At 34.1% G+C, this 26,683-nt stretch carries 22 protein-coding genes; 15 read left to right on the forward strand and 7 right to left on the reverse strand.

Annotated elements, in window-relative coordinates; translation table 11 throughout:
• Nucleotides 1-487: 487 nt before the first annotated feature.
• Together Q0838_RS11000 and Q0838_RS11005 are read right to left on the reverse strand one after the other, a co-directional pair.
• On the reverse strand, nucleotides 488-919 hold the full coding sequence (locus Q0838_RS11000) for a peptidylprolyl isomerase (RefSeq protein WP_298954829.1): 432 nt from the start codon (nucleotides 917-919) through the stop codon (nucleotides 488-490).
• Nucleotides 920-1,099: 180 nt separating this feature from the next.
• Complete coding sequence (locus Q0838_RS11005) at nucleotides 1,100-1,960, reverse strand: Brp/Blh family beta-carotene 15,15'-dioxygenase (protein WP_298954830.1); 861 nt, start codon at nucleotides 1,958-1,960, stop codon at nucleotides 1,100-1,102.
• A 104-nt stretch (nucleotides 1,961-2,064) separates the two neighbouring features.
• Here Q0838_RS11005 and Q0838_RS11010 point away from each other — a divergent pair, with 104 nt between their 5' ends.
• Nucleotides 2,065-2,796 carry a bacteriorhodopsin-like gene (locus Q0838_RS11010; RefSeq protein ID WP_298954832.1) on the forward strand — a complete coding sequence of 244 codons (732 nt, stop codon included), beginning with the start codon at nucleotides 2,065-2,067 and terminating at the stop codon, nucleotides 2,794-2,796.
• A gap of 58 nt (nucleotides 2,797-2,854) precedes the next feature.
• On the opposite strand, the gene Q0838_RS11015 is transcribed toward Q0838_RS11010, so the two are convergent.
• Nucleotides 2,855-4,012: a hypothetical protein gene (locus Q0838_RS11015; RefSeq protein WP_298954834.1), complete on the reverse strand. Its 1,158-nt coding sequence runs from the start codon at nucleotides 4,010-4,012 to the stop codon at nucleotides 2,855-2,857.
• A gap of 212 nt (nucleotides 4,013-4,224) precedes the next feature.
• On the opposite strand from Q0838_RS11015, the gene typA reads away from it, so the two are divergent.
• The 5 genes from typA (at nucleotide 4,225) to Q0838_RS11040 (ending at nucleotide 10,131) form a co-directional block, all read left to right on the forward strand.
• Nucleotides 4,225-6,030: a translational GTPase TypA gene (gene typA, locus Q0838_RS11020; protein ID WP_298954836.1), complete on the forward strand. Its 1,806-nt coding sequence runs from the start codon at nucleotides 4,225-4,227 to the stop codon at nucleotides 6,028-6,030.
• Nucleotides 6,031-6,166: 136 nt separating this feature from the next.
• Entirely contained in the window at nucleotides 6,167-7,102 is a 936-nt protein-coding gene (locus Q0838_RS11025; RefSeq protein ID WP_298954838.1) for a hypothetical protein, read from the forward strand.
• Between the two features lie 288 nt (nucleotides 7,103-7,390).
• Complete coding sequence (locus tag Q0838_RS11030; protein ID WP_298954840.1) at nucleotides 7,391-7,690, forward strand: hypothetical protein; 300 nt, start codon at nucleotides 7,391-7,393, stop codon at nucleotides 7,688-7,690.
• Nucleotides 7,691-7,734: 44 nt separating this feature from the next.
• Nucleotides 7,735-8,835, forward strand: coding sequence for a DegT/DnrJ/EryC1/StrS family aminotransferase (locus Q0838_RS11035; RefSeq protein ID WP_298954842.1), 1,101 nt, complete (start codon nucleotides 7,735-7,737; stop codon nucleotides 8,833-8,835).
• Nucleotides 8,836-10,131 (forward strand): O-antigen translocase, encoded by a 1,296-nt coding sequence (locus tag Q0838_RS11040; RefSeq protein ID WP_298954844.1) that lies wholly within the window; start codon nucleotides 8,836-8,838, stop codon nucleotides 10,129-10,131.
• A 5-nt stretch (nucleotides 10,132-10,136) separates the two neighbouring features.
• Here the strand turns inward: Q0838_RS11040 and Q0838_RS11045 are convergent, their stop codons facing one another.
• Nucleotides 10,137-10,508 (reverse strand): hypothetical protein, encoded by a 372-nt coding sequence (locus Q0838_RS11045; protein WP_298954846.1) that lies wholly within the window; start codon nucleotides 10,506-10,508, stop codon nucleotides 10,137-10,139.
• Between the two features lie 149 nt (nucleotides 10,509-10,657).
• Here Q0838_RS11045 and Q0838_RS11050 point away from each other — a divergent pair, with 149 nt between their 5' ends.
• Both Q0838_RS11050 and Q0838_RS11055 read left to right on the forward strand, forming a co-directional pair.
• Nucleotides 10,658-11,425, forward strand: coding sequence for a 3'-5' exonuclease (locus Q0838_RS11050; protein ID WP_298954848.1), 768 nt, complete (start codon nucleotides 10,658-10,660; stop codon nucleotides 11,423-11,425).
• Between the two features lie 230 nt (nucleotides 11,426-11,655).
• Nucleotides 11,656-12,414, forward strand: coding sequence for a hypothetical protein (locus tag Q0838_RS11055; protein ID WP_298954850.1), 759 nt, complete (start codon nucleotides 11,656-11,658; stop codon nucleotides 12,412-12,414).
• On the opposite strand, the gene Q0838_RS11060 is transcribed toward Q0838_RS11055, so the two are convergent.
• On the reverse strand, nucleotides 12,380-13,759 hold the full coding sequence (locus tag Q0838_RS11060) for an FAD-binding oxidoreductase (protein WP_298954853.1): 1,380 nt from the start codon (nucleotides 13,757-13,759) through the stop codon (nucleotides 12,380-12,382). The two genes, Q0838_RS11055 and Q0838_RS11060, sit on opposite strands and share 35 nt — an antisense overlap.
• 450 nt (nucleotides 13,760-14,209) lie before the next feature.
• Here Q0838_RS11060 and Q0838_RS11065 point away from each other — a divergent pair, with 450 nt between their 5' ends.
• Nucleotides 14,210-14,773: a hypothetical protein gene (locus tag Q0838_RS11065; protein WP_298954855.1), complete on the forward strand. Its 564-nt coding sequence runs from the start codon at nucleotides 14,210-14,212 to the stop codon at nucleotides 14,771-14,773.
• 6 nt (nucleotides 14,774-14,779) lie between these two features.
• Here Q0838_RS11065 and Q0838_RS11070 read toward each other — a convergent pair whose 3' ends face one another.
• Nucleotides 14,780-15,022, reverse strand: coding sequence for a hypothetical protein (locus tag Q0838_RS11070; RefSeq protein WP_298954856.1), 243 nt, complete (start codon nucleotides 15,020-15,022; stop codon nucleotides 14,780-14,782).
• Between the two features lie 8 nt (nucleotides 15,023-15,030).
• Nucleotides 15,031-15,501: an SRPBCC family protein gene (locus Q0838_RS11075; RefSeq protein ID WP_298954858.1), complete on the reverse strand. Its 471-nt coding sequence runs from the start codon at nucleotides 15,499-15,501 to the stop codon at nucleotides 15,031-15,033.
• Between the two features lie 121 nt (nucleotides 15,502-15,622).
• Here Q0838_RS11075 and Q0838_RS11080 point away from each other — a divergent pair, with 121 nt between their 5' ends.
• The 6 genes from Q0838_RS11080 to Q0838_RS11105 all read left to right on the forward strand — a co-directional run bounded on the left by Q0838_RS11080 (nucleotide 15,623) and on the right by Q0838_RS11105 (nucleotide 26,490).
• Entirely contained in the window at nucleotides 15,623-17,605 is a 1,983-nt protein-coding gene (locus Q0838_RS11080) for a peptidylprolyl isomerase (protein WP_298954860.1), read from the forward strand.
• Nucleotides 17,598-18,449, forward strand: coding sequence for a hypothetical protein (locus Q0838_RS11085; protein WP_298954861.1), 852 nt, complete (start codon nucleotides 17,598-17,600; stop codon nucleotides 18,447-18,449). Before Q0838_RS11080 ends, Q0838_RS11085 begins: the two co-directional genes overlap by 8 nt.
• On the forward strand, nucleotides 18,409-19,875 hold the full coding sequence (locus tag Q0838_RS11090; protein ID WP_298954863.1) for a peptidylprolyl isomerase: 1,467 nt from the start codon (nucleotides 18,409-18,411) through the stop codon (nucleotides 19,873-19,875). The genes Q0838_RS11085 and Q0838_RS11090 overlap by 41 nt, the downstream gene beginning before the upstream one ends.
• 25 nt (nucleotides 19,876-19,900) lie before the next feature.
• Nucleotides 19,901-20,854, forward strand: coding sequence for a MoxR family ATPase (locus tag Q0838_RS11095; RefSeq protein ID WP_298954864.1), 954 nt, complete (start codon nucleotides 19,901-19,903; stop codon nucleotides 20,852-20,854).
• Between the two features lie 404 nt (nucleotides 20,855-21,258).
• Nucleotides 21,259-24,039 (forward strand): bifunctional aconitate hydratase 2/2-methylisocitrate dehydratase, encoded by a 2,781-nt coding sequence (locus tag Q0838_RS11100; protein ID WP_298954866.1) that lies wholly within the window; start codon nucleotides 21,259-21,261, stop codon nucleotides 24,037-24,039.
• 183 nt (nucleotides 24,040-24,222) lie between these two features.
• Nucleotides 24,223-26,490 carry an aconitate hydratase gene (locus Q0838_RS11105; RefSeq protein WP_298954868.1) on the forward strand — a complete coding sequence of 756 codons (2,268 nt, stop codon included), beginning with the start codon at nucleotides 24,223-24,225 and terminating at the stop codon, nucleotides 26,488-26,490.
• Nucleotides 26,491-26,683: the final 193 nt, after the last annotated feature.

The raw sequence follows: 26,683 nt of genomic DNA on the forward strand, positions 1-26,683 counted from the left end.
AAGATTTTAAAGTGCTTTGTTATCAATGAAATAATAGAGATGGTGACTAGTATTTAGTTACCCATTAAATCTCACTAGTAAAATTGTCACCGTACTTCTTTTTCTAATAAAAGTTACGGAACAAGCTGTGGTGCGATAGAGATCTAATTTTTCCATTAAATAACTCACTAAAATATAAAATTATATTACCGCTTCTTACCCATAAAGACGGTACACTGTTATTATGAGCTCAAAATAATTGCTTTGGATTTAGAAAAAAAATATTTTACGATTTTCATAAGTATTAGGTCTGTGAGGAAACTTTAGAAGATTTTTGACCTTTAAATATGTCCTTGTTTCATGACTCTATCCATATTCTTAAGTATGTATTTAAAATTTGTTTTAAAGTCTATATAACGTACCTCTAATATAAAAAACTACATTATTAATAAAAAAGAGTCCCATCGAGAATAAACTCGATGGGACTCTATGTAAAAAAGTTAACCTATTAGTTAATTTCTAAAACCTCTAATTCAAATACAAGATCGTGACCTGCAAGTGGGTGATTTGCATCTACAACGATGTGATCTTCTTCAACTTGTGCAACACGTAACTGGCGCTCAGAACCATCAGGATTTTGAGAAATTAATCCCATGCCTACTTCTGGTTTTACTTCTTGTGGTAATTGCTCCTTAGGTACTTTATGAAAAAGCTCTTGAATGATTTCTCCATAAGCTTCTTCCTTAGGGATCTCAATAGTTTTCTTTTCATTAATCTTCATGTCTACAAGGCCTTTTTCAAAACCTGGTATCAACGCTCCCTGACCTAGTTGAGCTTCTAATGGCTCTCTATCTAGAGAACTGTCAAAAACCTGTCCGGTAGATTTTAATTTCCCTGTGTAATGCACTTTGATAGTGTCATCTGCTTTAACTTGACTCATAAAAATTGATATTTTTGTATCAGTTGCAAAGGTAAGATCTTGATACTGTTTTTATAGTATTCTTATTATAAATCTAATTTATGAAGCGATACATTAAAATGGCATAAGGGTAAAGTAATTGTAATAGATGCTTAAATTGTTATCGCTTTCGCGAAAGCGAAACATACACAAACTCTTTATTCAATTATGCAGTTTATTCATTACAAAAACATGAGGGAATGTAATACCACCTAAAAACGCTACTATAATGGATAACAGCAGCGTGAGGTCTTCTTTAAGGAAATAATAAAGACCACCTAGCATAAACAGCGACGCAATCCAGTAGAATATGGATGCCTTTAAATAATCTAACACAGAGACTCTGTTTACCTTATCATGAAGATATATTATCTGGTGGTGTATCGATGGAATGCTGTGCCACAAAATAAAGTAAATGGTAAATCCCCAAATTAGACTACTTGTTTTAAAAATTATAAATATAATAATCAAGTATAATAGCTCCTTAAAAATTAAAGTAGCCTTTACATTTTTGAACATAAAAAAACCTGTGAGTAAAGTAAGAAGGGAAACGGTGTAAAAAGACCACTCTAATGAAATACCAGACAGCTCTAGAGTGGTGAGATCTTTTATGACAGGTAAGCTATCGGTCGCATTTAGGTATAACAAACAAAGAATGATATTTAAACCATAAAAGGTTTCAAACAGTTTTTTTAACATAGAAGAATTCCAAGAGAACCTTTCAAAATGTTCTTCACCAAAATGGTAACCGCTTACCACAAGAAATAATCCAAGAACAGCAGCTGGTTGCAAAAAGAACAAACCAAAACCAATAAGAACAGCCATTGCGTATAGAGCGGTAAATGCTATACTTTTTTTTATGCTCATCCTTCTGTGATTAAAATAAATCCTTAAGTCATTTGCTCCATGGCCTATTCCTATGGTTAAAACTAAAAAATAACCTATGTAATATTCTAGATTTTCTGGTATTTGAATCGCGATCCAAAGGGCTAAAAAGCTGAGTACTAAAATAATATTGTACAAATTTGAAGAAGAGTTTATCAAAAGTTTTGTTTAAGTTTAACAGGTAAAGGTTAGACACTATCGTTTAATGTTTTGTAAATTTACCTAAACAAAATAACTTAATTATGATAAATTTATCTTTAACTGTAGAAGTAGCTAGATTAGCTGCTGACGATTATGTAGGCTTTTCATTTTTTGTAGGTTGCATGGCCATGATGGCTGCAAGTGCTTTCTTTTTCTTATCACTGAGTAGTTTTGACAAGAAATGGCGCACTTCTATTCTAGTCTCAGGAATTATTACCTTTATTGCAGCAGTACATTATTGGTATATGAGAGATTACTGGTCCTCCTTTGCAGAGTCGCCAGTGTTCTTTAGATACGTGGATTGGGTGCTTACCGTACCATTAATGTGTGTGGAATTCTATTTAATTTTAAAAGTAGCAGGAGCAAAAAAATCCCTCATGTGGAGATTAATCTTTCTGTCTGTAGTAATGTTAGTTACTGGTTACTTTGGAGAAGCTGTAGATCGCGATAATGCCTGGTTGTGGGGTCTTGTATCAGGGATTGCTTACTTTGTAATTGTTTATGATATATGGTTCGGTAAGGCAAAAAAACTAGCTCTTGCAGCTGGAGGCGATGTGCTGGCAGCACACAAAACATTATGCTGGTTTGTACTAGTAGGATGGGCTATTTACCCTATAGGTTACATGGCAGGGACTCCAGGATGGTACGAGGGTATTTTTGGAGGACTTAGTCTGGACGTAGTTTACAACATCGGTGATGCGATTAACAAGATCGGTTTTGGACTAGTAGTTTACAATCTAGCTGTACTTGCTTCTAATAAATCTGAGTCTTAAAAACTGTTAACTCATTGATTAAATGCGGTATTTGTAAAACAAATACCGCATTTTTATTTTAGTTGCTTATTAAAACCGCGTCTATCGCCGTTTCATAAAAACTTAAAGTCTCTCCATCGCCAGCAGTATAAATACTATCCATTTTCCAGGTCACTTTTAAAATATCATTTTCTTTAAAATCCTTATCAGCTGTCATATCCCAGTTGTAGATAAGTGATATATCTTTATCATTCTTAATACCTGTTAAGAAAAAATAGTCATAGTCATCATTATAGTTTTTAAATTGTAAAGTGTCTGTATAAACCGTATTTAATTCAATTTTTTCATTAGGTCTTATGTTGTTTTGAAAATCTAATTCAACTTTATTAATCTCGTTAAGACCATTTATATGGTATAGAGTAGAATCTATACCTGGTGGGTCGGTGTAGACTTCATTTATAACAGTGATGCAATCGTTTTTTAAATAGGCGATTTTTTTAGACCAGCCTTCTACGATGTCATCATAGGTAATGATCAATGCGTTTACAGAAGGTAAATCACCTTCTTGATCACCTTCATAGAATTGTATGATCCTATCGTCCTGGTCATATGGAATAAGTACCGACTCTAATTCATGATCTCCCTTGAACACATTTAGGACTATAGTCTTGTAATAGTTAGATGGCAGCTGGTAAGATACGTAAAACCTATAATTGTGGTCGTGTTGATTTATATCAGGATACAGTTTTTTAAGTTGCAGCACCTCTATATCATCTTTATTGAGAGCGTAATGTTTCTTTACATTATCAAAGTTTGTGGAGTCTATAAACGGCGTTTTTCTAACTGGGAATTGAGACCAGATATCCCTATCGCTTTTTTGAGATGATAAGAAGGCATCAAAAACGTAAACCGTATCTTTTTTAAAAGCAACACCTACCCATTCTCCTTTTTTTACTTCTTGAGAGTCTAAGACCTCTTCATAAATTGCCGTACGCTCAACTATGCGTACTTCCTGCCCGTTCATAAATTTGCCTAAAATAGTTCCTTTGGGTTCTATTCTATAGTTTAAACCAGACGGTGCGTTCACGTAGGCAAATTCTATATTTTGCGCTTGTGAAAATGCAGGCTTAGATTCTTCAGAGATATCTTCCATGGCGTTCTTTAAGACACCGTTTTTATACCCTTCGTTTTTACAGCTTAATAGTAAGAGAAATAGAATAGTAAATAGCTTTTTCATTGTCTTAAAATAGATTTTTTTTACGCACGAAATATAGGAACATTTTATGGAGATTTATAGTAGTAATAATCTCGCTTTCGCGAAAGCGAAACTAATAACAATAAATCTAGTTGAAAATCAGGTATTTGAGATAAATGGCTTAATTATGCTAATAAACCGCTAAAAACCAATAAATAAGCCTATTTTTGCAGCCGCTAACAAGCGTTATTTTTATGAAAGACATTAGAAACATTGCAATTATTGCTCACGTAGACCACGGTAAGACTACGTTAGTAGACAAGATTTTACACCACTGTGAGATTTTCCGTGAGAATGAATCCACTGGAGAATTGATCCTTGATAACAATGACATCGAGCGTGAACGCGGGATTACCATCCTAGCAAAGAACGTATCGGTAATGTATAAAGGAACAAAAATTAATATTATTGATACTCCTGGTCACGCCGATTTTGGTGGTGAGGTAGAACGTGTATTAAATATGGCCGATGGTGTGCTACTTCTAGTAGATGCATTTGAAGGACCGATGCCACAAACTCGTTTTGTGTTGCAAAAAGCGATAGACCTAGGTCTAAAGCCTTGTGTTGTAGTAAATAAAGTAGATAAAGAAAATTGTACTCCTGATGAGGTGCATGAATCTGTTTTTGACTTAATGTTTGAATTAGGTGCTGAAGAATGGCAACTGGATTTCCCTACTGTTTACGGTAGTGCAAAGAATAACTGGATGTCTGACGACTGGAAGAATGAGACGACTAACATCGAGCCACTTCTAGATATGGTTATTAAGCATGTACCTGCCCCTAAAGTAGAAGATGGTACTACTCAATTATTGATTACTTCTCTAGATTTCTCTAACTATACTGGTCGTATCGCGATAGGACGTATTAAGAGAGGTTCTATTAAAGAAGGTCAAAACGTAACTCTTTGTAAGCGTGACGGTTCTCAAACTAAAACTAAAGTCAAAGAGGTTTATGTCTTTGATGGTATGGGAAAAGCCAAAGTAGAAGAAGTAATGGCTGGTGATATTTGTGCTATAGTAGGACTAGAAGGTTTTGAAATAGGTGATAGTGTTGCAGATTTTGAAAACCCTGAAGCGATGGAAACTATCGCTATCGATGAGCCTACGATGAGTATGTTGTTTACAATTAACGATTCTCCTTTCTTCGGTAAGGATGGTAAATTTGTAACATCTCGTCACATTAATGACCGTCTTACTAAAGAACTAGAAAAGAATCTTGCTCTACAGGTACATGATACTGGTAGTGCAGATAAGTTTATGGTTTTCGGTCGTGGGGTACTACACCTTTCTGTATTAATTGAAACCATGCGTCGTGAAGGTTATGAATTACAGATAGGACAGCCACAGGTTATTATTAAAGAAATAGATGGTGTTAAATGTGAGCCTATAGAAGAGCTTACTATCGATTTACCAGAAGCGGTAAGTGGTAAAGCTGTTGAAATGGTTACTTTGAGAAAAGGTGAAATGACTAGTATGGCGCCTAAGGGTGAACGTATGGTTTGTGAATTTAAAATCCCTTCTCGTGGTATCATAGGTTTAAGAAACCAATTAATCACTGCTACTGCTGGTGAGGCGATTATGAATCACCGTTTTGTAGGTTTTGAACCTTATAAAGGTGAAATAGCAGGCCGTATTAACGGTTCTATGATCTCTATGGAAAAAGGAACTTCTATTCCTTACTCTATGGATAAATTACAAGATCGTGGTAAATTCTTTATCGCCCCAGGTGAAGAGATTTATGGTGGTCAGGTAGTAGGTGAAAATTCTAGACCTGATGATCTAGCAATTAACCTTACTAAAACTAAGAAACTTTCTAACGTGCGTAGTGCAGGTAATGATGATAAAGTAAAGATCGCTCCACCAGTGAAATTTACTCTAGAAGAAGCCCTAGAATATATCCAGAAAGATGAGTATGTGGAAGTAACTCCTAACTTCTTAAGAATACGTAAAGTTATTCTAGATGAAGGGGAACGCAAACGTGCTGGAAAACAACTTTCTTAATCACTGATTAAGTTATGAATATTGAAAAAAGCAGATTCGCAAGAATCTGCTTTTTTTTGCTCTATATTTTTACTGACTACTAAGCTTGTTTAAAGGTGTAGCATTCTCTTATCTTAGCATTAAATTACATTAGTTTTTGACTTTAACGATACAACCGTACCATCCTGATCTTAAACGAGTATGGAATGATTTTATAGATCATTCTATTAATGGGACATTTCTATTGCATAGAGATTTTATGGACTACCATAACGACCGGTTTAAAGATCATAGTTTGCTTATTTTTAATAAGGACAGATTAATTTGTTGTATTCCTGCACACACGGTTCAGGATTCTATTTATAGCCATCGCGGTTTGAGTTATGGAGGTTTGATTTTAAACAAAATTAGCGCCCAGAATATAGACTTAGTGTTAGAGTTATTTGTGGGGTATGTTAAGGGGCACGCTTTCGCGAAAGCGGAATTACAACCACCACCATTATCCTATCATACTATTAATACTGAAATAGCAAAGTCACTAAAAAATTATGGGTTTAAGATAAATCGTGTTTTACATAATCAATATGTGAATCTAGAAGAAGAGATTAATGTTTCTGCTAAAAAGAGTGTCGGATATCGTAACGGAAAATTTAAAGATATAATTATTGAAAAAGAAGCTGATTTTAAATCTTTTTGGAATCTTGTACTTATACCTCAATTAGCATCTAGACACGCATCTAGGCCAGTACATCATGTAGAAGAGGTAGAGCTGTTACACTCTAGATTTCCTGAACAAATAGTTCAACACAATGCGTGGCGGGATGGAGAATTACTTGCAGGTATTACATTTTTTTTAAAAGGTAAAGTAGTAAAATCTCAATATGCAGCCAGTTCATTAAAAGGTATGAAAACTGATGCTGTGGGATTTATCTATATGGAAGCGATGAAAGAGTTTAAAAGAAAAGGGTTTTCTATAATGGATTATGGGCCAGTAAATGAGCGTGATGGTACTGTAAATGAAGGGTTGTTGCGTTTTAAGAAGCAATTAGGTTGTGTAGAAGAAGAGTGGAAAAGATGGGTGATTGAGCTTTAAAAACTCTATAAATGATAAAAACCACTAGTAAAAGGTCTTATGAGACACTTATTCACTAGCGGTTTTACCAACCAAACTTAACTTATTTTTCTTTTTCATAATATATTGAGGTGTTTACAATTAATTAAAGGCTAATTCAATAATCTAAACAAGAACTTCTAATCTTATGATGGTACAAATTTAATACAATGACCCTGTTTGAGGTGCTAATGAGCCGTTAAGCAATGTTAAGTAGTGTTATCTATAAAATTGAAAAAAGCAGTTATGTTTGCAACAGAATATTAACAAATGAAGAATACAAAGCGATCTTTTCACATGGCCATTTTTTCTAGTGTGCTACTGTTAGTCTTTACTTTACTATCTTATACGACTAGAACTGCAGGAAATAATATTAATGATATTACAGGTTATTTGATGACCTTGTTTTTTGTTACTGTGGTTATGGGTTTTGTTTTAAGCTTGTTGAGTATTAAAGAAAATTACCACTGGAAAAAGTACGTCGGTATAGGAATTAATACATTTTTATTTATTCTACTAGTCCTGGGTTTACTAGGAAATCTGGTAGACATAGTAGACGCTTTTAATTAAAAGGACTTTAGTTTTAATATATTCGTTAAATATCAATGATTGAGATGACTCCACCTTACACTCCATATCTAGACCTTAAACCGCTTAACGATAGGTTTGCTCAGGAGGACCTCGTGTCATTTAAAGAAATCCATACTTCTGGCAGATTTATAGGAGGTGAATATGTAGATCGATTTGAGAAAGAATTTTCAACCTACTGTGGTACAAATCATTGTATAGGAACTGGAAATGGGTTAGATGCTTTAACTATTATTTTAAAGGCAGACGTTGCTCTAGGTAATTTACCACAAAATGCTTCTATATTAGTGCCGGCACACACATATATCGCTACATTTTTAAGTATCATACATGCAGGAATGCAACCTGTACCTGTGGACGTAGAAGAACTTACTCTAACTGCTGGTGTACTTAAAAATACGACCATCTCATACGATGCTATTGTAGCGGTAGATATTTATGGTAAGTTAGTTAAAGATGAGGTGTACGCGTTTGCAAAAGATAAATCTTTACCTATCTATTGCGATACCGCACAATCCCATGGCGCAGTTAATAATAAAGGAGTGAAATCTGGTAATCTAGCTCGTGCTAGCGCTTTTTCTTTCTACCCTACTAAAAATTTAGGTGCATTAGGAGATGCAGGTGCAATTACCACTAACGATTTTGAGCTAGCAGCCATGTGTCGTAAAGTGGCTAATTATGGTAGAGAGAGTAGATTTGTAAATCATGTTATAGGGGTTAACTCTAGAATAGATCCATTACAAGCTGGTTTCTTATTAAATAGATTACCACAACTCGATGTTGATAATGATAGAAGGGTAGAGATAGCTAGCTATTATTACCAGCATATTGATAATAAAAAAGTAAAATTATTACCGGTAGATTTTTTGAATAACTGTGTATCACATGTTTTCCCTACCTATGTTGATAATAGAAAAGTATTTATGGATTACCTAGATCATATAGGTATAGGTACTAGTATACATTATGAAATACCTCCACATCAACAAGTGGCATTTAAAGAATTGAATCATCTTAGTTTTCCTGTTACCGAAGAGTTGCATCGTACCGAGGTAAGTTTACCATGCCATCCCTTATTGAGTAATGGAGATGTAGATCGCATTATAAAGGCAGTAAATGCTTATTAAATGAGAAGACTGATCAATAAACTCAATAAAAATCTACTACTCAAAGTAGCAGGTTTTAATTCTATTTACATACTCATTAAGATAGCAACTGGAGCAGTTATGTCATGGGTTCTTGCAAATTATGTAGGTGCCGCAGGAATGGGTGTATTAGGCAACCTACGCAATTTTACACAAGGAGTATGGAGTTTTGCCTCTTTAGGCCTTGAAAATGGACTCGTTAAAAACACGGCAGAGCATAAGGAGAATCCGTTAGTTTTAAAAAAGACGATCAATACTGGTTGGGCCATGTCTCTTATAACCAGTATAGTTGTTGCTGTTGTTATATTTTTTTCGGCAAGATGGCTAGATCAAGAACTCATAGCCGTAGAGGCAGATTTTTCTCTAGTATTTAAATTGTTTGCCATAGGGTTGCCATTTTATGTTCTTTTCATTTTTATAACCAGTTTGATGCAAGGATATGAATGGCATAAAAAATTTATTACGCTCCATATTATAATTAGCTTAATTGTTTTTTTAATATCAGCTTATTTAAGTTTTGAGCATAATTTAACTGGAGCGCTTTATGCTATTGCGCTAGTTCCATTTGCGCAATGTGTGGCAGCAGTTTGGTTTTGGTTTACTAGAGTAGAGTCTCTAGAACCACTTAAAGAATTACTAGCCTTTAATTTTGATAAGCGTATAAGTGGGCAACTATTAAAATATAGTGCGATGGCATTATTTAGTACATTGCTCATACCTTTTGTTAATATTCTAGTGCGTAATACAGTTAGGGTAGAGGTGAGTGATGTAGCTGCTGGATGGTGGGAAGCTGTAGTGCGTATTTCTGGTTATTACATGCTTTTTGTAACCAGCTTAGTGAGTCTTTATATATTACCTCGTCTAAGTAAGGATAGTAGCCTTAAGAATTATAGAAAAACTATAGTGCATTTTTATAAAACGATGCTGCCTATAGTTATAGCAGGATTAGTAACTATCTATTTTTCTAGAAATTTAATTCTTTCCATACTATTTACTAAAGAATTTGATGGGACACAACCGCTTTTTAAATGGCAATTATTAGGTGATTTTATAAAGGTAATTACTACTGTAATCGCGTTTAGATTTATCGCAATAAACGATTTATGGCGTTACCTAGCCGCAGAGATTCTTAGTATTCTATCTTTTTATTTACTCTCTTTATATTTCATACCCATTTATCGAGAAGAAGGTGTAGTCATGGCATATTTATTTAACTATCTATTCTACCTAGTCGTGTTGTTAGTTTTATTGCGCAAAGAACTATTTAGTAAAATATAAGTCGTTTAATTACCATTAGGCGTCACACGTCTTACTTGTTTCACTACAGAGTCCGATTTTTTAAAAATCATGCTATTATCTTTTTCTGTAACTATTGCCATGTAAGAATGTATCGTGTCAGCACCTTTAAGAGGTATTAATTCTATAAGGTCTATTTTCTTTTTTGCAGGTATGGTGGTAATCATAGGTCGGTCTGCGCTGCGTCTAAAACCGGTACTCGCTACCCTGAAGAAAAGATCTATATCCTTGTCGGTCGTGTTTTCTGCTACGTACACAATGCTTCTACGCTCATTGCGCACAGTTATATCTATGCCTTTATGAGAATTTTGTTCTGGAGTGATAAATAAGAGTAAAAAAAGAATAGTAATAAGTTTCATGATAATATTTTAATAAATGCATTCAAATTTTGTGCCTAGCTGCCCAGCACAAACTTATATTTGTAAAGTTAGTTAATTTCTGTTTTTGTATTAGTGGTTGTTCCGCTTTCGCGAAAGCGGATCCTTTAAAATAAATATCCCATATTATTATGAATTTGCAACTCAACAGACCTATTTGCTTTTTTGACCTAGAAACCACAGGAACCAATATTTCTAAAGATAGAATCGTTGAGATTTCTATACATAAGGTTTTTCCTAATGGAGAAGAAAAAACATATACTTTTAAAGTTAATCCTACCATCCCTATTCCAGCAGAAACCACTGCTATACATGGTGTAAGTGATGATATGGTTAAAGATGAGCCTACTTTTAAGGAAAGAGCACACGAGGTGCATAATATTATAAAAGACTCTGACCTTGCTGGATTTAATTCTAATAGATTTGATATTCCACTTCTTGCCGAAGAGATGTTGCGTGCTGGTGTAGATTTTGATATGGGTAATCGTAATGCTATAGATGTGCAAAACATCTTTCATAAAATGGAGCAGCGTACTCTAGTTGCTGCTTATAAATTCTATTGTGATAAAGACCTTACTAACGCACATAGTGCAGAGGCTGATACTATCGCAACTTATGAGGTTCTTAAAGGACAGTTAGATCGCTATCCAGAATTAGATAATGATATGAAATCGCTTGCAGAATTCTCTACACGTAGAAAACCTGTTGATTTTGCTGGGATGCTAGCATTTAATGATCAAGGAGAAGAGTGTTTTAACTTTGGAAAACATAAAGGAAAAAGAATAGTGGACGTTCTAGAAAAAGAGCCAGGTTATTATAACTGGATTCAAAACGCAGATTTTCCACTCTACACAAAAAAAGTTCTCACAGCTATAAAACTGAGAGGTTTTAATGGATAAATATTTTTTTAATAGACCTACATTTTTATGCTTTAAATGAGTGTCGTTAGTAAAAAACTGTACATGTAAATAAAATAAGAAAGGACTTATGGACTGTTTTTTATTTAAAAGATAGAAATATTATGTGAACATTTAAAACATTTTTTAAGCCTCATTATTTGAAATATGCGCTTTAAAATTATTCATAGTAAGTTATTTAATGATTATGTTTGTTCTTGAGATGTATGTAAATGAATAGAATAGACAGACTATCTAAAAATAAACAGATGCTTTTTATTGCATTGATATTTGTTGTTTTAAACATTATTACGATATACTTTTTTGACCTCACTATATTTAGGTTAGTGAGGCTTTTATCTTCAATAACTGCGTTACTCTATTTTCATTTTTATATAAGTTATAAGAATAAGATAATTTATAGCATTTTTATAATGTTAGTGTGCTCTGATGTTTCTATGATTTTTTACGAACATTATTTGGGTTTAATGACGTATGCGATGTGGTCTATTGCAATTTATCTAACGTTAAGTATTTCTGCTTTAAGAAAAATACAATGGCGACGCGTTACTATCTTGGACTATCTTGTTTTTATACTAGTTTTTCTCTTTAATGTGTATATACTTCATTTTACCTTGTCAGATATAAGTGATTTGTTTCAAAGTAAGTTAGCCTATTACCTTATAAAACTCTCTGGCCTCACTGGTTTAGTGTCTTGTTTGTTCTCTGCTTTTTTAAATGCAACACGTCTTAGTTTTAGAACCGCTTACTTTATGTACGCTTTGTTTGGTTTAATATTTTCTGATTTTGTTGCTATGCTCGCTTTTTATTATAAGATAGAGCCTAAGCTGTTTTATTTAATCGATAGAGCAGCTTATTTATTTTCGTTATTCTTTTTAGTAAGGCATGCTTACATGGCATATTTGCAAAAAGAAGCGGTTAAAGCCGCTGCGCTACTTAAAAAATCTTACCAGGATTCAATAAGTTTTTAGGATCCATTAATGTTTTAAGTGATTTCATTAAAGATATTTCTTCAGTAGTTCTACATAGTTTTAGGTAATCTTTTTTATGTGTACCTATACCATGTTCTGCACTTACAGATCCACCTATATCTTTTAAACCGTCATATATACAATGGTCAATTTCTTTTTTAAGATCGTCTTTTAAATTCTCTTTACCTATAATGAAATGTATGTTACCATCTGCCACATGACCAAAAGCATATACCTGTTCCACACCATTAATTAAAGCAAGAGTTTTATACCTCTCTTTTATATAAGTGCCTATTAATGGTATAGGCAGACTTATATCAAAGTGCTGGTCGTATTTCATGAAATCTACCAGATTATTGACATCTTCTCTAATTCTGAAAAACCACTCTATATCACTAGGAGATTGCGCCATAACCGCATCTAGAATTAATTCATTTTCTAATGCGTTTTCTAATATATGTTGAAATTCTTCTTGGTCTTTTATTTGATCACTACCTAAGGCCTCAATTAATACATAATAATTATAATCATAAGGTAGCGGTGGTTTTACAGCATCACTTACACTAGTCATTTGCTGATAACTGTTTTTCCAGATAAGTTCAAAGCCGCTCATTTTACCTGCGAGACTACTGTCCATGTATTTAAGAAATTTTACCACATGGTCGTATTGATTAAACGCGATGTATGCGGCATTGCGACTTTGTGGAGCCTCTTCTAGTTTAAGTATAGCTTTTGTGATAACGCCTAGTGTCCCTTCACTACCTATAAATAATTGTTTTATGTCATATGCGCTATTATCTTTAATAATCTTTTTCATAGAAGAGATTATTGTGCCGTCAGAGGTTACTGCTTCTAGTCCTAAAATAAGTTGTCTAGTCATGCCGTATTTAAGGACTCTTAAACCTCCCGCATTAGTAGAAATAATACCACCTATCTGTGCGCTGCCTTTTGCTCCAAAATTTAATGGAAATAAGAGCTTTTTCTCTGCAGCTGCATTATGTATGTTTTCTAGAATAACACCTGCTTGCACAGTTATTGTTCTACTTGCGGTGTCTATTTCTTCAATTTTATTTAATCTTTCTGTAGATATAACTACTTCATCGCCTGTTGTTTCTGTACTTCCTACCAGATTAGTTAATCCACCATGAACAACTATAGGAAGCTCTTTTGCATAGCAAATTTTTAGAATCTCACTTACCTGTTGTGTCGTTTCTGGTAGTAAAACACATAAAGCTTTTAATGGTTGATCCATGTGCCATATGTGATGATATCGATGTGATAGATCATCAGGCCCTAAAACCTGATCTGATTTTAAAATGGTAGTGAATAAGGAGGTAATAGACATTTGAGAAAAGTAATTAAATAAACGGATAATCTATGAAACGTATGAAAATGTAATATAATTTCAAATCTAAAGTTTATTAATCAAAACGAGACTTTTATAACATTCTATAAACACAATTAAAAATCAACTTTAATTGTTCTTAAACTTATTCTATTGAATAGATTTTAAGGATGTAATACGTGAATTATCTATAATAATATCGTTTTAACCAATAAATAAGTATTTAATCGATATGCGATTTTGATTTCATCTATCATAACAGACACTTAATCTTATTGATCTATCTTTAGAAAAAGCAAGAATTAGTTGAGTAAAAGGTTTTTATATAAAGAATTTATAGTGATAATAGCAACCTTGTTGTTATTAAATCTTGTTTCGGTTTATATAAAAGATGTATCTATATTAAAATGGAGTAGGTTACTGACTAGTCTTGTGGGATGTGGTTACTTAATGTATAGATATAAAATACACTTAATTCCTAGATTTATAATAGGAGCAGTGTTACTCGTACTTACCGATGTTTTTTACCTTTATCTCCATTTAACAATACCACATTTATTTTTTTTAATCACCTCTACGGCAACATTTTTATTATTTATAGTTTCTATAAATGAATTTATCAATTGGAAATCAATTAGTAAAACTACCTTATTGATTTTAATTTTAACTAATACAGGGCTTTATTATTTTTTAAATTACCTGTTAGAGATTGTAGTTTTTAGTATCGAAAACTGGTTATTATATGTGTATTATGTTTATGCTGTAGCAGGAATGGTGTACTGTTCTATTACAGTAATATCATATTTACAACTAGATAACCGTACAGGAGATAGTAATTATCTTTACATATCATTCGGCTTTTTGTTATCAAATACTTTTCTGTTAGTCGCCTTTTACAGCGATATTATAGATTTTTATTATCTCGCTCGTGTTTTATATCTTTTAGTGTGGGCTTCTTTAATTCACTTATTAGCTAGACGTGCCATTACGCATTTTTCTGAATTAAAAAAGTGAATCAACTTAATTAGACGGTTCAAATAACTGTCCTCGGTGTGGTTTTAATGCATCTCGTACTGCTGGCATGAATAATTCTTCTAGTGCTAGAAATGCTATGAAATGATTTTTATTTATTTGCTCTGTTCCAGTTGCTAGAGAAGCTATTTTATTATCCTTTACATATTCCTTTAAATGGATAAGATGGTGTGCTGCAGTTTTTTCAGAATCAGGACCTTTAAAATCCCAAATTAATTTTAGTTTTCTCATAAATACTATTACTTTATAGGTGTCTTACTTTCTGCAAATATCTTAAAATCTTTCATGTGTTGATAGGTTTGGCTAGTAAAGAGTTGAGGTCTTGTTTTAGCAATTATTCTCATCATACCAGTAAATTTAAAAATGCTTGTAGCTTTCCATAAAGTAGATGGTACTGTTTCATTTTTTATGATAGTTTCGCTTTCGCGAAAGCGGTTACTCTGTAAATTAACTACACCACTAGTGCGGTAAGTAGCTTCCCAAAGATGAGGTAGATCTACAGCGGTAATCTCTTCTTTCATATGAATAACGGTGCCACTTACCTTAATTTTCATATCACGTTTACTTCCCACCTCTCCAGGAATGCCAGATAGAGGACGTGAACTCACTAAGCCTTTTTGCCAGTATTGAAAAAAGTCCTCATTTTTAAACAGTTTCATTACCTGTTCAATAGGTAAAAGTATCTCGATTACATTCTCACTTTTTATCATGAGAGTGCAGTCGTAATGTAGATCTAAAACTTATATGGTAACTTTAAAATAATTGCTAGTTTAAAGCGTTTTGAAAGGCAATCTTAAATAACTATGTTTGCAATACTTGAAAAAGAACGGTATGAAAAATTTAAGTAGTTTATTATTTTTGATAAGTGTTTTTTTGTTTACCGTAAAATCAACGGCACAAAACCTAGATAATAAAACACTGCTGACTATAGACGGTACAGACTATGACGCAGGTACTTTTATGAAGTTTTACTTTAAAAACATAGATATAGTAAAAGAAGAAGGTCATAAAAATATTGATAATTATCTAGATCTCTATATCGATTACCGCCTTAAATTACAACAAGCTTATAGCTTAGGTTTACATGAAAAAGTAGATTACCTCAAAGAAATTCAGAGCACTCGTTCTAGTATCGCGCAGGCATTTCTAACTGATAATGAAGTCTCAGATAAATTGATAAAAGAGGCTTATGAGCGTGAGAATAAAGAAGTAAATGTAAGTCATATTCTCATTAAGGTAGATCGCACAGCCTCACCTGCAGACACTTTAAAAGCATGGAATAAAATTCATGATATAGAAAAAGAGTTGCAAAAAGGTGCTAGTTTTTCTTCTCTAGCAAGAACTAAGAGTGAAGGTCCTAGCGCAGGTAACGAGGGTAATTTAGGCTGGTTTGGTTCCTTTAAAATGGTATATGAATTTGAAAATGCCGCATTTGATACAAAAAAGGGGAGTTTTTCAAAGCCGTTCAGAACAGACTTTGGTTATCACATAGTATTTGTTAACGATACTAGACCTAATCCTGGTGATCTTACTGTGGCACATATCATGACTTTTGATAAAAAAAATGCAGCTAGTAAAACCGCACAAGAACGTATCATGGAGATTTATGAACAGGTGCAATCTGGCAAAGATTTTAAACAATTAGCGAGAGAGTTCTCTGACGATGGTAATAGCGCCGCTCGTGGAGGTAAATTGAATAGATTCGGCACAGGTGGTGTGGACGAAGATTTTGCAAACGCAGCATTTGCATTAAACAAGGTAGGAGATTACAGTGAGCCTATAAAAACTAAATATGGATGGCATATTATTAAGCTATTAGAAAAACACCCTGTTCAATCTTATGAAGATTTAAAGAAAGAACTAGAGAATAGAATTAAAAAATCTCCCAGATCTAGAAAAATAACAGAAGGCTTTATAAATAAATTAAAGACTCTGTATAACATGAAATCAAAAAATACGTTGCCTAAAAACGTGTATGAGATCGTAAATGATACTTTACTACTGTCAGGTAAGTATAAATTTGATAATCAGGTTAAGGGTCTGGATCAAAAACTTTTTACTCTTAGAGAATCCTCTTTTAAAGTAGAAGACTTTCTAAAATATGTAGAAATTAAAATAGTTAAGGATTTACAGCCTTATCCATCTAAAAAAGTAAAATTAGACGCCTACTATAAAGAATACATTAACGAGCAGTTGATGGCTTACCACAATAAGAACCTAGAGAGAGATAATGAAGAATTTAGATTTCTGTACAATGAATTTAAAGAAGGTTTTCTAATTTTTGATCTTATTGAAGAAAAAATATGGAACAAAGCAAAGAACGATTCTATAGGTTTAAACAACTATTTTAAAAGTCATCAAGAAGACTACAAATGGAAACGAAGACTAGACATAGATTTAACCCAAAATATATCTCAAGAAGTAGCTGAAAAAGTACGAGAACAGCTCATTAAAAAAGTAGCGATAGACGTTATAAAAAGCAATTTAAATATCGATAATAAGACACAAGTCATGGTATCTAGTGGAGAGGTAGAAGAAACTTATAATAGATTACCAGATAATTTTGAAATAAAGCTAGGAGTGTCTTCAGTTTATCATGACGTAGGGGATAATTTTTATAAAGTAATAAACGTTAAAAAGATCAAAGAACCTACTAATAAAACACTAGAAGAAGCTAGAGGAAGTGTAATAAATGCCTACCAGCAACAACTAGAAAAGAACTGGTTAGAGAATTTAAGAAAAGGTCATCAAATTAAGGTGAGTAGAAAAGTGTTGAAAAAGGTTAAAAAAGAAATAGAAAAACAACTTGATTAATAGACTTATATATATATTCATAGCAGCAAGTCTAGCCTCCTGTCAGTTTTTTGAAAAAGAAACAGTGCCAGACCCTGTAGTCAGTTTAGGAAAGCATTATCTAGATAAAAGCGATTTAAAACGTGTCTTACCGCCTTATTATACCGTGGCAGATAGTACACGAATAATAGATACATACATAAATAAGTGGGCTACAGATTATTTATTGTTAGATAACGCTCGAGATAATATACGACAAGATAGGCAACAAGAGCTAGATGAATTAGTAGAGAATTACCGTGTAGAATTGTATGCTCAAGAATACTTAAAAGACCTAACTAAACAAAATCTAGACACTATAATATCAGAAAAAGAAATTAGAGCTTTTTATGAATTACGTAAAGAAGACTTTAAATTAAATGAGGATTTAGTACAATTTAAATACCTGCAATTAGACCCTCTTAACACTGATTTGCAAAAAATAACAAAATGGTTCAATGAAGGTGATGTACCTTCGTTGAAAAAAATCGATAGCTTAAAATTAACGTACCGTAATTACTTTTTAAATGATAGCATATGGGTTAAAAAGAGCCATCTTTTTGACGCTATGAATGTAATCAATCCAGTAAATGAAAAGTTATATATAAAAGAGAACAAAATTTGGAAGCTAGAAGATAGTCTTGGTGTATATTTGGTGCGCTTCAATAAAGTGCTCAAACGCGGCGATCGTGCGCCTTTATCTTATATTAAGCCTACGGTAAAACAGGTTTTGCTCAATAAAAGTAAGCTAGCCTATATTAAAAAATTAGAAAAAGATTTATTAAATGACGCTATTAACAGTGATAAACTTAAAATCAACAATTAAATACTTAGGTGTTTTTATAGTTCTCGCTTTCGCGAAAGCGGTAACCGCACAAACAACTATCACAGATAATGATGTGGTAGACGTAGATGACCAGATCGTTGCAGAAACGCTGGCTGCCATGGACAGTGTAAAGCCTGTAAAGAAAAGATTCCTTATAGAAGGTGTCGCTGGTGTCATAGGAGATTATGTAATCTTAGGGTCTGATATTGTAAGTGCCAAAGAGCAGGCAAATAGACAGTCTGGAATAGCTGATATTTCAAATTGTGAATTAATGGAAAGCCTACTGTCAGAAAAAATGTATGCCCACCATGCAATTCAAGACAGTATAACCATAAGCGATCGGGAGATAGAAGGTAGAACAGAGCAAACTATTCAATATTTTAAGAATGGTTTACAGACTACTGATGAGCAAAAGGTAGCCGAATTCTATAAAAAAGATAATATAGGTCAGGTAAGAGAAGCCCTTAATAGATTAAATCGCGACGTGTTACTAGCACAGCGCATGCAAGAAAGAATCACGGAGCAAGTAGAGATCACACCAGAAGAAGTACGTGAGTTTTTTAGTAAAATATCTGAAGAAGAATTACCTCTATTCAATACAGAAGTAGAAATGGCTCAAATAGTAGTTATACCAGAGCCTGAACAAAGTGAAATAGACCTAGTTGTTAATAAACTCAAAGAATACAGAGAAGATGTTCTTGATAACGGTGCAGATTTTGCTGCAAAAGCAACTCTTTATTCTGATGATACTGGTACAGAGCGTGCAGGCGGAGTGTTAGAATTACAAAGATCTAGTCCTTTTGTAAAAGAATTTAAAGATCAGGCTTTTTCTTTGCGAGAAGGAGAAATTAGTGAGCCTTTTGAAACTCAATTCGGCTGGCACATTCTTTATGTAGAGAAAGTTATAGGCCAGATAAGACAGGTAAGACACATCTTATTAATTCCTTATATATCGGTAAGTCAGATGGAAAAAGCAAAGGCAGAATTAAATGCCATGCGTGACCGCATTATTCTTAAAGAAATTGAATTTGGGGAGGCTGCAAAAGAAATAAGTGACGAAGAAAGAACAGCTCAAAATGGAGGTAAAATTATCAACCCTAACACAGGAACTGGTAGAGTAGAAATTACAAGATTGGAATCTGATATGGCATCTACATTACAATTTCTGGAAAAGGGAGATGTGAGCGGTATAATCGAAGAGAAAAGCCAGACAGGAGCAAAGTCCTTTAAACTAGTTTATGTAATCGATAAAATCCCAGATCATAAAGCAAATTATGCTCAAGATTATTTAAAAATTAAAGATCTAGCACTAAAAGATAAGCAAGTAAAAGCGATCAATAAATGGCGTAATGATAAAATAGCCGATACATATATTAAGATAGGAACAGAATATAACGAGTGTGATATTTTGAATACCTGGAAGTAAATAGTTAATAAACCAACCCCACCACATGTCAGATGTAGCTGCGATTGATAACCTGGTAAAAAAACATCAGGAACTTAAAAAGGAAATAGCCAAAGTAATAATAGGCCAGGAAAATGTAATTAATGAAATATTAATTTCTATATTTTCTGGCGGTCACGCGCTTCTGGTGGGTGTCCCAGGACTAGCAAAAACCTTAATGGTAAATACCATATCGCAAGCACTAGGACTAGATTTTAAACGTATACAGTTTACGCCAGATTTAATGCCTAGTGACATACTAGGAAGTGAGATTCTCGATGAGAATAGAACATTTAAATTTATTAAAGGACCAGTCTTTACTAACATAATCCTGGCAGATGAAATTAACCGTACGCCACCTAAAACGCAAGCAGCACTTCTAGAAGCAATGCAAGAAAAATCGGTAACCGTGGCCGGTCATAATTACAAGTTAGATGCACCCTACTTTGTTCTAGCTACACAAAACCCTATCGAGCAAGAAGGAACTTATCCATTACCAGAGGCTCAGTTAGATAGATTTATGTTTTCTATCTTTTTACAATACCCTACATATAAAGAAGAGGTAGATGTAGTTAAGGCAACTACTAGTGATAAAAAACCAGTGATAAATGCATTATTCACCGCAAAGGAAATAGTAGATTTTCAACAACTAGTTAGACGTATTCCAGTTGCAGATAACGTTATCGAGTATGCAGTTAAATTAGTGGGTAAAACGAGGCCTAAAAGTGATGAGGCTCCAGAAATTATTAAACAATATATCGATTGGGGTGCCGGTCCTAGAGCATCTCAAAATTTAATTCTAGCCGCAAAAACACATGCAGCGGTTAATGGTAAATACAGTCCAGATATTGAAGACGTAAAGGCTGTCGCGACTGGGATTTTAAGACACAGAATTATTAAAAACTATAAGGCAGAAGCTGAAGGTCATACAGAAGAAAGTATCATCGCTCAGATACTTTGATTAGTTTTTTGATTTCTATTTTATAAATGCACCTCAAATAAGGTGCTTTTATTATTTAAAAGATCTCATAATAGTGGTATAAAAATAAATGATTACGCTTTCGCGAAAGCTAAAACACAAATATTTACACGATTTTTTGTCATATCGATAGTTTAAAGCTGTTTAAATTATTGATATAGCATAGTACGATACTTTCATACCCTGCTATTTTGATAATTTCTAAACTACTGCGATAGTGTGTTAAACTTTCATTTAACGTCTCCTTTTTGTAGATTTACCAACCATAAAAAATGATGAATTATTTTAATGAATATGGCCTTGGATGTAAGACTATCAGTAAGAAAAAGTTTACATCATAAGGGTGTTTCTTAATTTACATTGAATCGAATACTATAACAAGCTATATGAATACTTATAAGGACTACCTTCAGCAAATTGAAGACCGAAAAGAACAAGGACTTCACCCACAACCTATAGATGGAGCTGAATTGTTAAGCGAAATTATTTCGCAAATTAAAGACGTAAATAACGAGTATAGAGAGCAGTCTCTTAACTTCTTTATCTATAATGTTTTACCAGGTACGACTAGTGCTGCTGTTGTTAAAGCTAAGTTCTTAAAAGAAATTATTTTAGGACAGGAAGTAGTAAAAGAAATTACACCAGCTTTTGCTTTTGAGCAACTTTCTCACATGAAGGGTGGACCTTCTGTAGAGGTTTTATTAGATCTTGCTCTAGGTAGTGATTCTCAAATAGCTCAAGAAGCTGCCAAAGTTTTAAAAACTCAAGTATTCTTGTATGAAGCAGATACTGAAAAGTTAGAAAAAGCATTTAACGATGGTAATGCTATTGCTAAAGAGCTTATTGAGAGCTATGCACAAGCAGAGTTTTTTACAAAATTACCAGATGTTGAAGAAGAAATAGAAATTGTAACTTTTGTTGCAGGTATAGGTGATATCTCTACAGATTTATTATCTCCAGGTGCAGATGCGCATTCAAGATCAGACCGTGAGTTACATGGTCAGTCTATGTTTGAGCATAATAAAGATATGCAAAAAGAATTGCTTGCCTTAAAAGAGCAACATCCAGACAAAAGAGTGATGTTAATTGCCGACAAAGGAACTATGGGAGTAGGTTCTTCAAGAATGTCTGGTGTTAACAACGTAGCTTTATGGACTGGTGTTCCTTTCAGTCCCTACGTACCATTTATTAATTACGCTCCAGTAATCGCAGGTACAAATGGTATTGCACCTATTTTCTTAACTACGGTAGGAGTAACTGGTGGTATCGGTATTGATTTAAAAAACTGGGTAAAGCAAAAAGATGCTCACGGTAATACGATAGTTGATGAAGATGGTGAGGCTATTCTTAAAGAAGAATATTCTGTAGCTACAGGTACGGTTCTTACTATCAATACAAAAACCAAGAAATTATATAACGGTGACAAAGAATTAAAGGATATCTCTACAGCTCTAACACCACCTAAAATGGAGTTTATCAAAGCTGGTGGATCTTATGCAGTTGTTTTTGGTAAAAAATTACAAACCTTTGCTTGTAAGGTTTTAAATATAGACGTACCACAAGTATATGCTACTGCAAAAGAAGTATCTATAGATGGTCAAGGTTTAACTGCAGTTGAAAAAATATTCAATAAAAATGCCGTAGGATCTACACCAGGAAAAACATTACACGCTGGTTCTAATGTAAGAGTAGAAGTAAACATTGTAGGTTCTCAAGATACTACTGGTTTAATGACTTCTCAAGAATTAGAGATGATGGCAGCGACTGTTATTTCTCCTATCGTTGATTGTGGTTATCAATCTGGCTGTCATACTGCCTCAGTTTGGGATGATAAGTCTAAGGCTAATATCCCTAGATTAATGAAGTTCATGAACGACTTCGGATTAGTAACAGCACGCCATCCAGAAGGGAAGTATCATGCAATGACAGACGTTATTCACAAAGTATTAAATGACATCGCAGTTGACGACTGGGATGTGATTATAGGTGGAGATTCACATACTCGTATGGCAAAAGGTGTTGCTTTTGGAGCAGATTCAGGAACCGTTGCCTTAGCTCTTGCTACAGGAGAGGCTACTATGCCTATTCCAGAATCAGTGAAGGTTACCTTTAAAGGAGAAATGAAATCTTACATGGACTTCCGTGATGTAGTGCATGCTACTCAAGAGCAAATGTTAGATCAATTTGATGGAGAAAACGTTTTCCAAGGAAAAATTATTGAAGTACATATCGGAACGTTAACTTCTGATCAAGCATTTACTTTTACAGACTGGACTGCAGAGATGAAAGCAAAAGCTTCTATCTGTATTTCTGAAGACGAGACCTTAATTGAATCTTTAGAAATATCTAGAGATCGTATCCAGATTATGATTGATAAGGGTATGGATAACCCAAAACAAGATCTTAAAGGTCTAGTTGACAAAGCAAATAACCGTATTACTGAGATTAAAACTGGTGTAAAACCTGCGTTAAAACCAGATGCCGATGCAAAGTATTATGCTGATGTGGTTATCGATCTAGATAAGATCGTAGAACCTATGATAGCAGATCCAGATGTGAATAATGAAGATGTTTCTAAACGTTATACTCACGATAACATCCGCCCGTTATCTTATTATGGAGGTACTAAGAAAGTAGACTTAGGTTTTGTAGGATCCTGTATGATTCATAAAGGAGATATGCAAATCTTAGCCCAGATGTTAAAGAATATCGAGAGACAACAAGGAAAAGTAGTATTTAATGCTCCTTTAGTTGTAGCGCCTCCTACATACAATATCGTAGATGAATTAAAAGCAGAAGGAGACTGGGATGTTCTAGTTAAATATTCAGGTTTTGAATTTGATGATAATGCGCCTAAAGGACTGGCACGTACTAAGTATGAAAATATGTTGTATTTAGAGCGTCCAGGCTGTAACCTGTGTATGGGTAACCAGGAAAAGGCAGAACCAGGTGATACAGTAATGGCTACTTCTACTCGTTTATTCCAAGGTAGAGTGGTAAGAGATACAGATGGTAAAAAAGGAGAGTCTTTATTATCTTCTACTCCAGTAGTTGTACTATCTACTATCTTAGGAAGAACACCTACAATGGAAGAATATGAAGCAGCAGTGGAAGGTATAGTTTTAACTAAATTTAAGCCTTCTACTAAGAACTTAGTTGTTGCTTAAAACTACAAACTACTTACTATAATTAAAGCCTGAATCTTATGATTCAGGCTTTTTTGATTAGTATGATATTTACTTATTATTAATTTTAACTATCAGCACAGTAGTCAATTTTATATTTATATTATAAATAGTCCTTCTATAATTTTGTACATTTAAAACACTAACAAATTAATAATATACCTTATGGCATTTGATATCGACATGATTAAAAAAGTGTACAATGAGTTACCATCTCGTGTTAATAAAGCTCGAGAAATCACAGGTAAGCCTCTTACACTAGCTGAGAAAATTTTGTACTCTCACCTTTGGGATGGAATTCCAGGTAAGCCCTTTACTAGAGGCAAGGATTATGTAGATTTTGCACCAGATCGTATCGCATGTCAAGACGCCACCGCGCAAATGGCGTTGTTACAATTTATGCAAGCTGGTAAAACAAAAGTTGCTGTACCTACCACGGTGCATTGTGATCACTTGATTCAAGCAAAAAACGGCGCTAGTTCTGACCTTCAAGATGCTTTGAATACTTCTAACGAGGTTTTTAATTTTTTAGAGTCAGTGTCAGATAAATACGGTATCGGTTTTTGGAAACCAGGTGCAGGTATCATTCACCAGGTAGTCCTTGAAAATTATGCATTTCCAGGAGGTATGATGATAGGGACAGATTCTCATACCGTAAATGCTGGCGGATTAGGAATGGTAGCTATAGGTGTAGGTGGAGCAGATGCTGTAGATGTTATGGCAGGAATGGCCTGGGAATTAAAATTTCCTAAACTTATAGGTGTTAAACTAACTGGTAAATTATCAGGCTGGACAGCGCCTAAAGATGTGATTCTAAAAGTAGCTGAGATCCTTACCGTAAAAGGTGGTACAGGTGCAATAGTAGAATATTTTGGTGATGGTGCTACAAACCTTTCTTGTACAGGAAAAGGAACAATATGTAACATGGGAGCAGAGATAGGAGCAACGACTTCTACATTTGGTTATGATGCTTCAATGGAACGTTATCTACGTGCAACAGATAGAGCTGACATTGCAGACGCTGCAAATGAAGTTAAAGAATACCTTACCGGTGATGATGAGGTGTATGCAAACCCAGAGCAATATTTTGATCAGGTAATTGAAATCGATTTAAATACCTTAATGCCACATTTAAATGGGCCGTTTACTCCAGATCTAGCTACTGAGGTAGGTTCTATGAATGAAAAAGCAACTGAAAACGACTGGCCACTTAAAGTAGAATGGGGACTTATAGGTTCTTGTACAAACTCTTCTTATGAAGATCTTTCTCGTGCAAGCTCGATAGCACAACAAGCAATTGATAAAAAATTAAAGACTAAAGCAGATTTTGGTATAAATCCAGGATCAGAAAAAGTGCGTTATACCACAGAGCGAGATGGTATTTTAGGAATTTTTGAAAATCTAGACGCAAAGATTTTTACTAATGCTTGTGGGCCATGTATCGGCCAGTGGGCACGTTATGAAGATCCTAAAAACGCACCTAAAAACTCTATCATACATTCATTTAATAGAAACTTTGCAAAGCGTGCCGATGGAAATCCTAACACGCATGCCTTTGTAGCATCACCAGAAATGGTTGCTGCCATCGCTATTGCAGGTAGACTAGACTTTAATCCTATCACAGATAAGTTGATTAATGAAGATGGAGAAGAAGTAATGCTAGACGAACCTACAGGATGGGAATTGCCTCCTAAAGGTTTTGAAGTAAAAGACGATGGTTACCTAGCTCCACAAGAAGATGGAAGTGCCGTGGAGATTAAAGTTAACAAAGACTCTGATCGTCTTCAGTTATTAGAGCCATTTACACCTATTGGGACAGATATTTCTGAGGCAAAATTATTGATCAAAGCATTTGGTAAATGTACCACAGACCACATTTCAATGGCAGGACCATGGTTGCGTTATAGAGGCCACTTAGATAACATTTCTAACAACTGTTTAATAGGTGCCGTAAACGCATATAATAAACAGACTAACTTTGTTAAGAATCAGTTAGATGGTGAGTATGGGGCTGTGCCAGCCACGGCAAGAGCTTATAAAGCAGCAGGAATTCCTTCAGTAGTAATAGGAGATCACAACTATGGAGAAGGATCTTCTCGTGAACACGCTGCAATGGAGCCACGCCACCTAGGTGTAGTAGCAGTGATTGTAAAATCATTTGCACGTATTCATGAAACTAACTTGAAAAAACAAGGAATGTTAGGACTTACGTTTGCAAACGAGGCAGACTATGATCTTATTCAAGAAGATGATAACTTCAACTTTGTAGATCTTGCAGACTTCTCTCCAGATGTGCCATTAACCATTGAGTTAACTCATGCAGACGGTTCTAAGGATACCATAAAAGTAAATCACACCTATAATGCTGCTCAAATTGAGTGGTACCGTAAAGGAAGTGCATTGAATAAAATTAAAGAAGATAACGCTGCTTAATACCACGTTTTCTATTATATTAAAACGCCTCTTGAGATTTTAAGAGGCATTTTTGTTTGTTGTAGTTCCGCTTTCGCGAAAGGTGGAACGACGTTTCGTTATAAGCTTTGTAAGTTTAATACCAATATAGTTATATAATGTCATATATTTTTTGTATATTTATGTATGGGAAGAACAGCATATTTAGATATCA

The sequence above is a fragment of the uncultured Nonlabens sp. genome (assembly GCF_947495285.1).
Classification (GTDB): domain Bacteria; phylum Bacteroidota; class Bacteroidia; order Flavobacteriales; family Flavobacteriaceae; genus Nonlabens.

Coding starts and splice junctions, on each gene's coding strand:
- Q0838_RS11090 (WP_298954863.1), top strand. CDS start 18,409: ATGACGCTATTAACAGTGATAAACTTAAAATCAACAATTAAATACTTA.
- Q0838_RS11040 (WP_298954844.1), top strand. CDS start 8,836: ATGAGAAGACTGATCAATAAACTCAATAAAAATCTACTACTCAAAGTA.
- Q0838_RS11035 (WP_298954842.1), top strand. CDS start 7,735: ATGACTCCACCTTACACTCCATATCTAGACCTTAAACCGCTTAACGAT.
- Q0838_RS11060 (WP_298954853.1), bottom strand. CDS start 13,759: ATGTCTATTACCTCCTTATTCACTACCATTTTAAAATCAGATCAGGTT.
- Q0838_RS11075 (WP_298954858.1), bottom strand. CDS start 15,501: ATGATAAAAAGTGAGAATGTAATCGAGATACTTTTACCTATTGAACAG.
- Q0838_RS11030 (WP_298954840.1), top strand. CDS start 7,391: ATGAAGAATACAAAGCGATCTTTTCACATGGCCATTTTTTCTAGTGTG.
- Q0838_RS11095 (WP_298954864.1), top strand. CDS start 19,901: ATGTCAGATGTAGCTGCGATTGATAACCTGGTAAAAAAACATCAGGAA.
- Q0838_RS11000 (WP_298954829.1), bottom strand. CDS start 919: ATGAGTCAAGTTAAAGCAGATGACACTATCAAAGTGCATTACACAGGG.
- Q0838_RS11065 (WP_298954855.1), top strand. CDS start 14,210: ATGTATAGATATAAAATACACTTAATTCCTAGATTTATAATAGGAGCA.
- Q0838_RS11080 (WP_298954860.1), top strand. CDS start 15,623: ATGAAAAATTTAAGTAGTTTATTATTTTTGATAAGTGTTTTTTTGTTT.
- typA (WP_298954836.1), top strand. CDS start 4,225: ATGAAAGACATTAGAAACATTGCAATTATTGCTCACGTAGACCACGGT.
- Q0838_RS11100 (WP_298954866.1), top strand. CDS start 21,259: ATGAATACTTATAAGGACTACCTTCAGCAAATTGAAGACCGAAAAGAA.
- Q0838_RS11070 (WP_298954856.1), bottom strand. CDS start 15,022: ATGAGAAAACTAAAATTAATTTGGGATTTTAAAGGTCCTGATTCTGAA.
- Q0838_RS11010 (WP_298954832.1), top strand. CDS start 2,065: ATGATAAATTTATCTTTAACTGTAGAAGTAGCTAGATTAGCTGCTGAC.
- Q0838_RS11055 (WP_298954850.1), top strand. CDS start 11,656: ATGAATAGAATAGACAGACTATCTAAAAATAAACAGATGCTTTTTATT.
- Q0838_RS11105 (WP_298954868.1), top strand. CDS start 24,223: ATGGCATTTGATATCGACATGATTAAAAAAGTGTACAATGAGTTACCA.
- Q0838_RS11050 (WP_298954848.1), top strand. CDS start 10,658: ATGAATTTGCAACTCAACAGACCTATTTGCTTTTTTGACCTAGAAACC.
- Q0838_RS11015 (WP_298954834.1), bottom strand. CDS start 4,012: ATGAAAAAGCTATTTACTATTCTATTTCTCTTACTATTAAGCTGTAAA.
- Q0838_RS11045 (WP_298954846.1), bottom strand. CDS start 10,508: ATGAAACTTATTACTATTCTTTTTTTACTCTTATTTATCACTCCAGAA.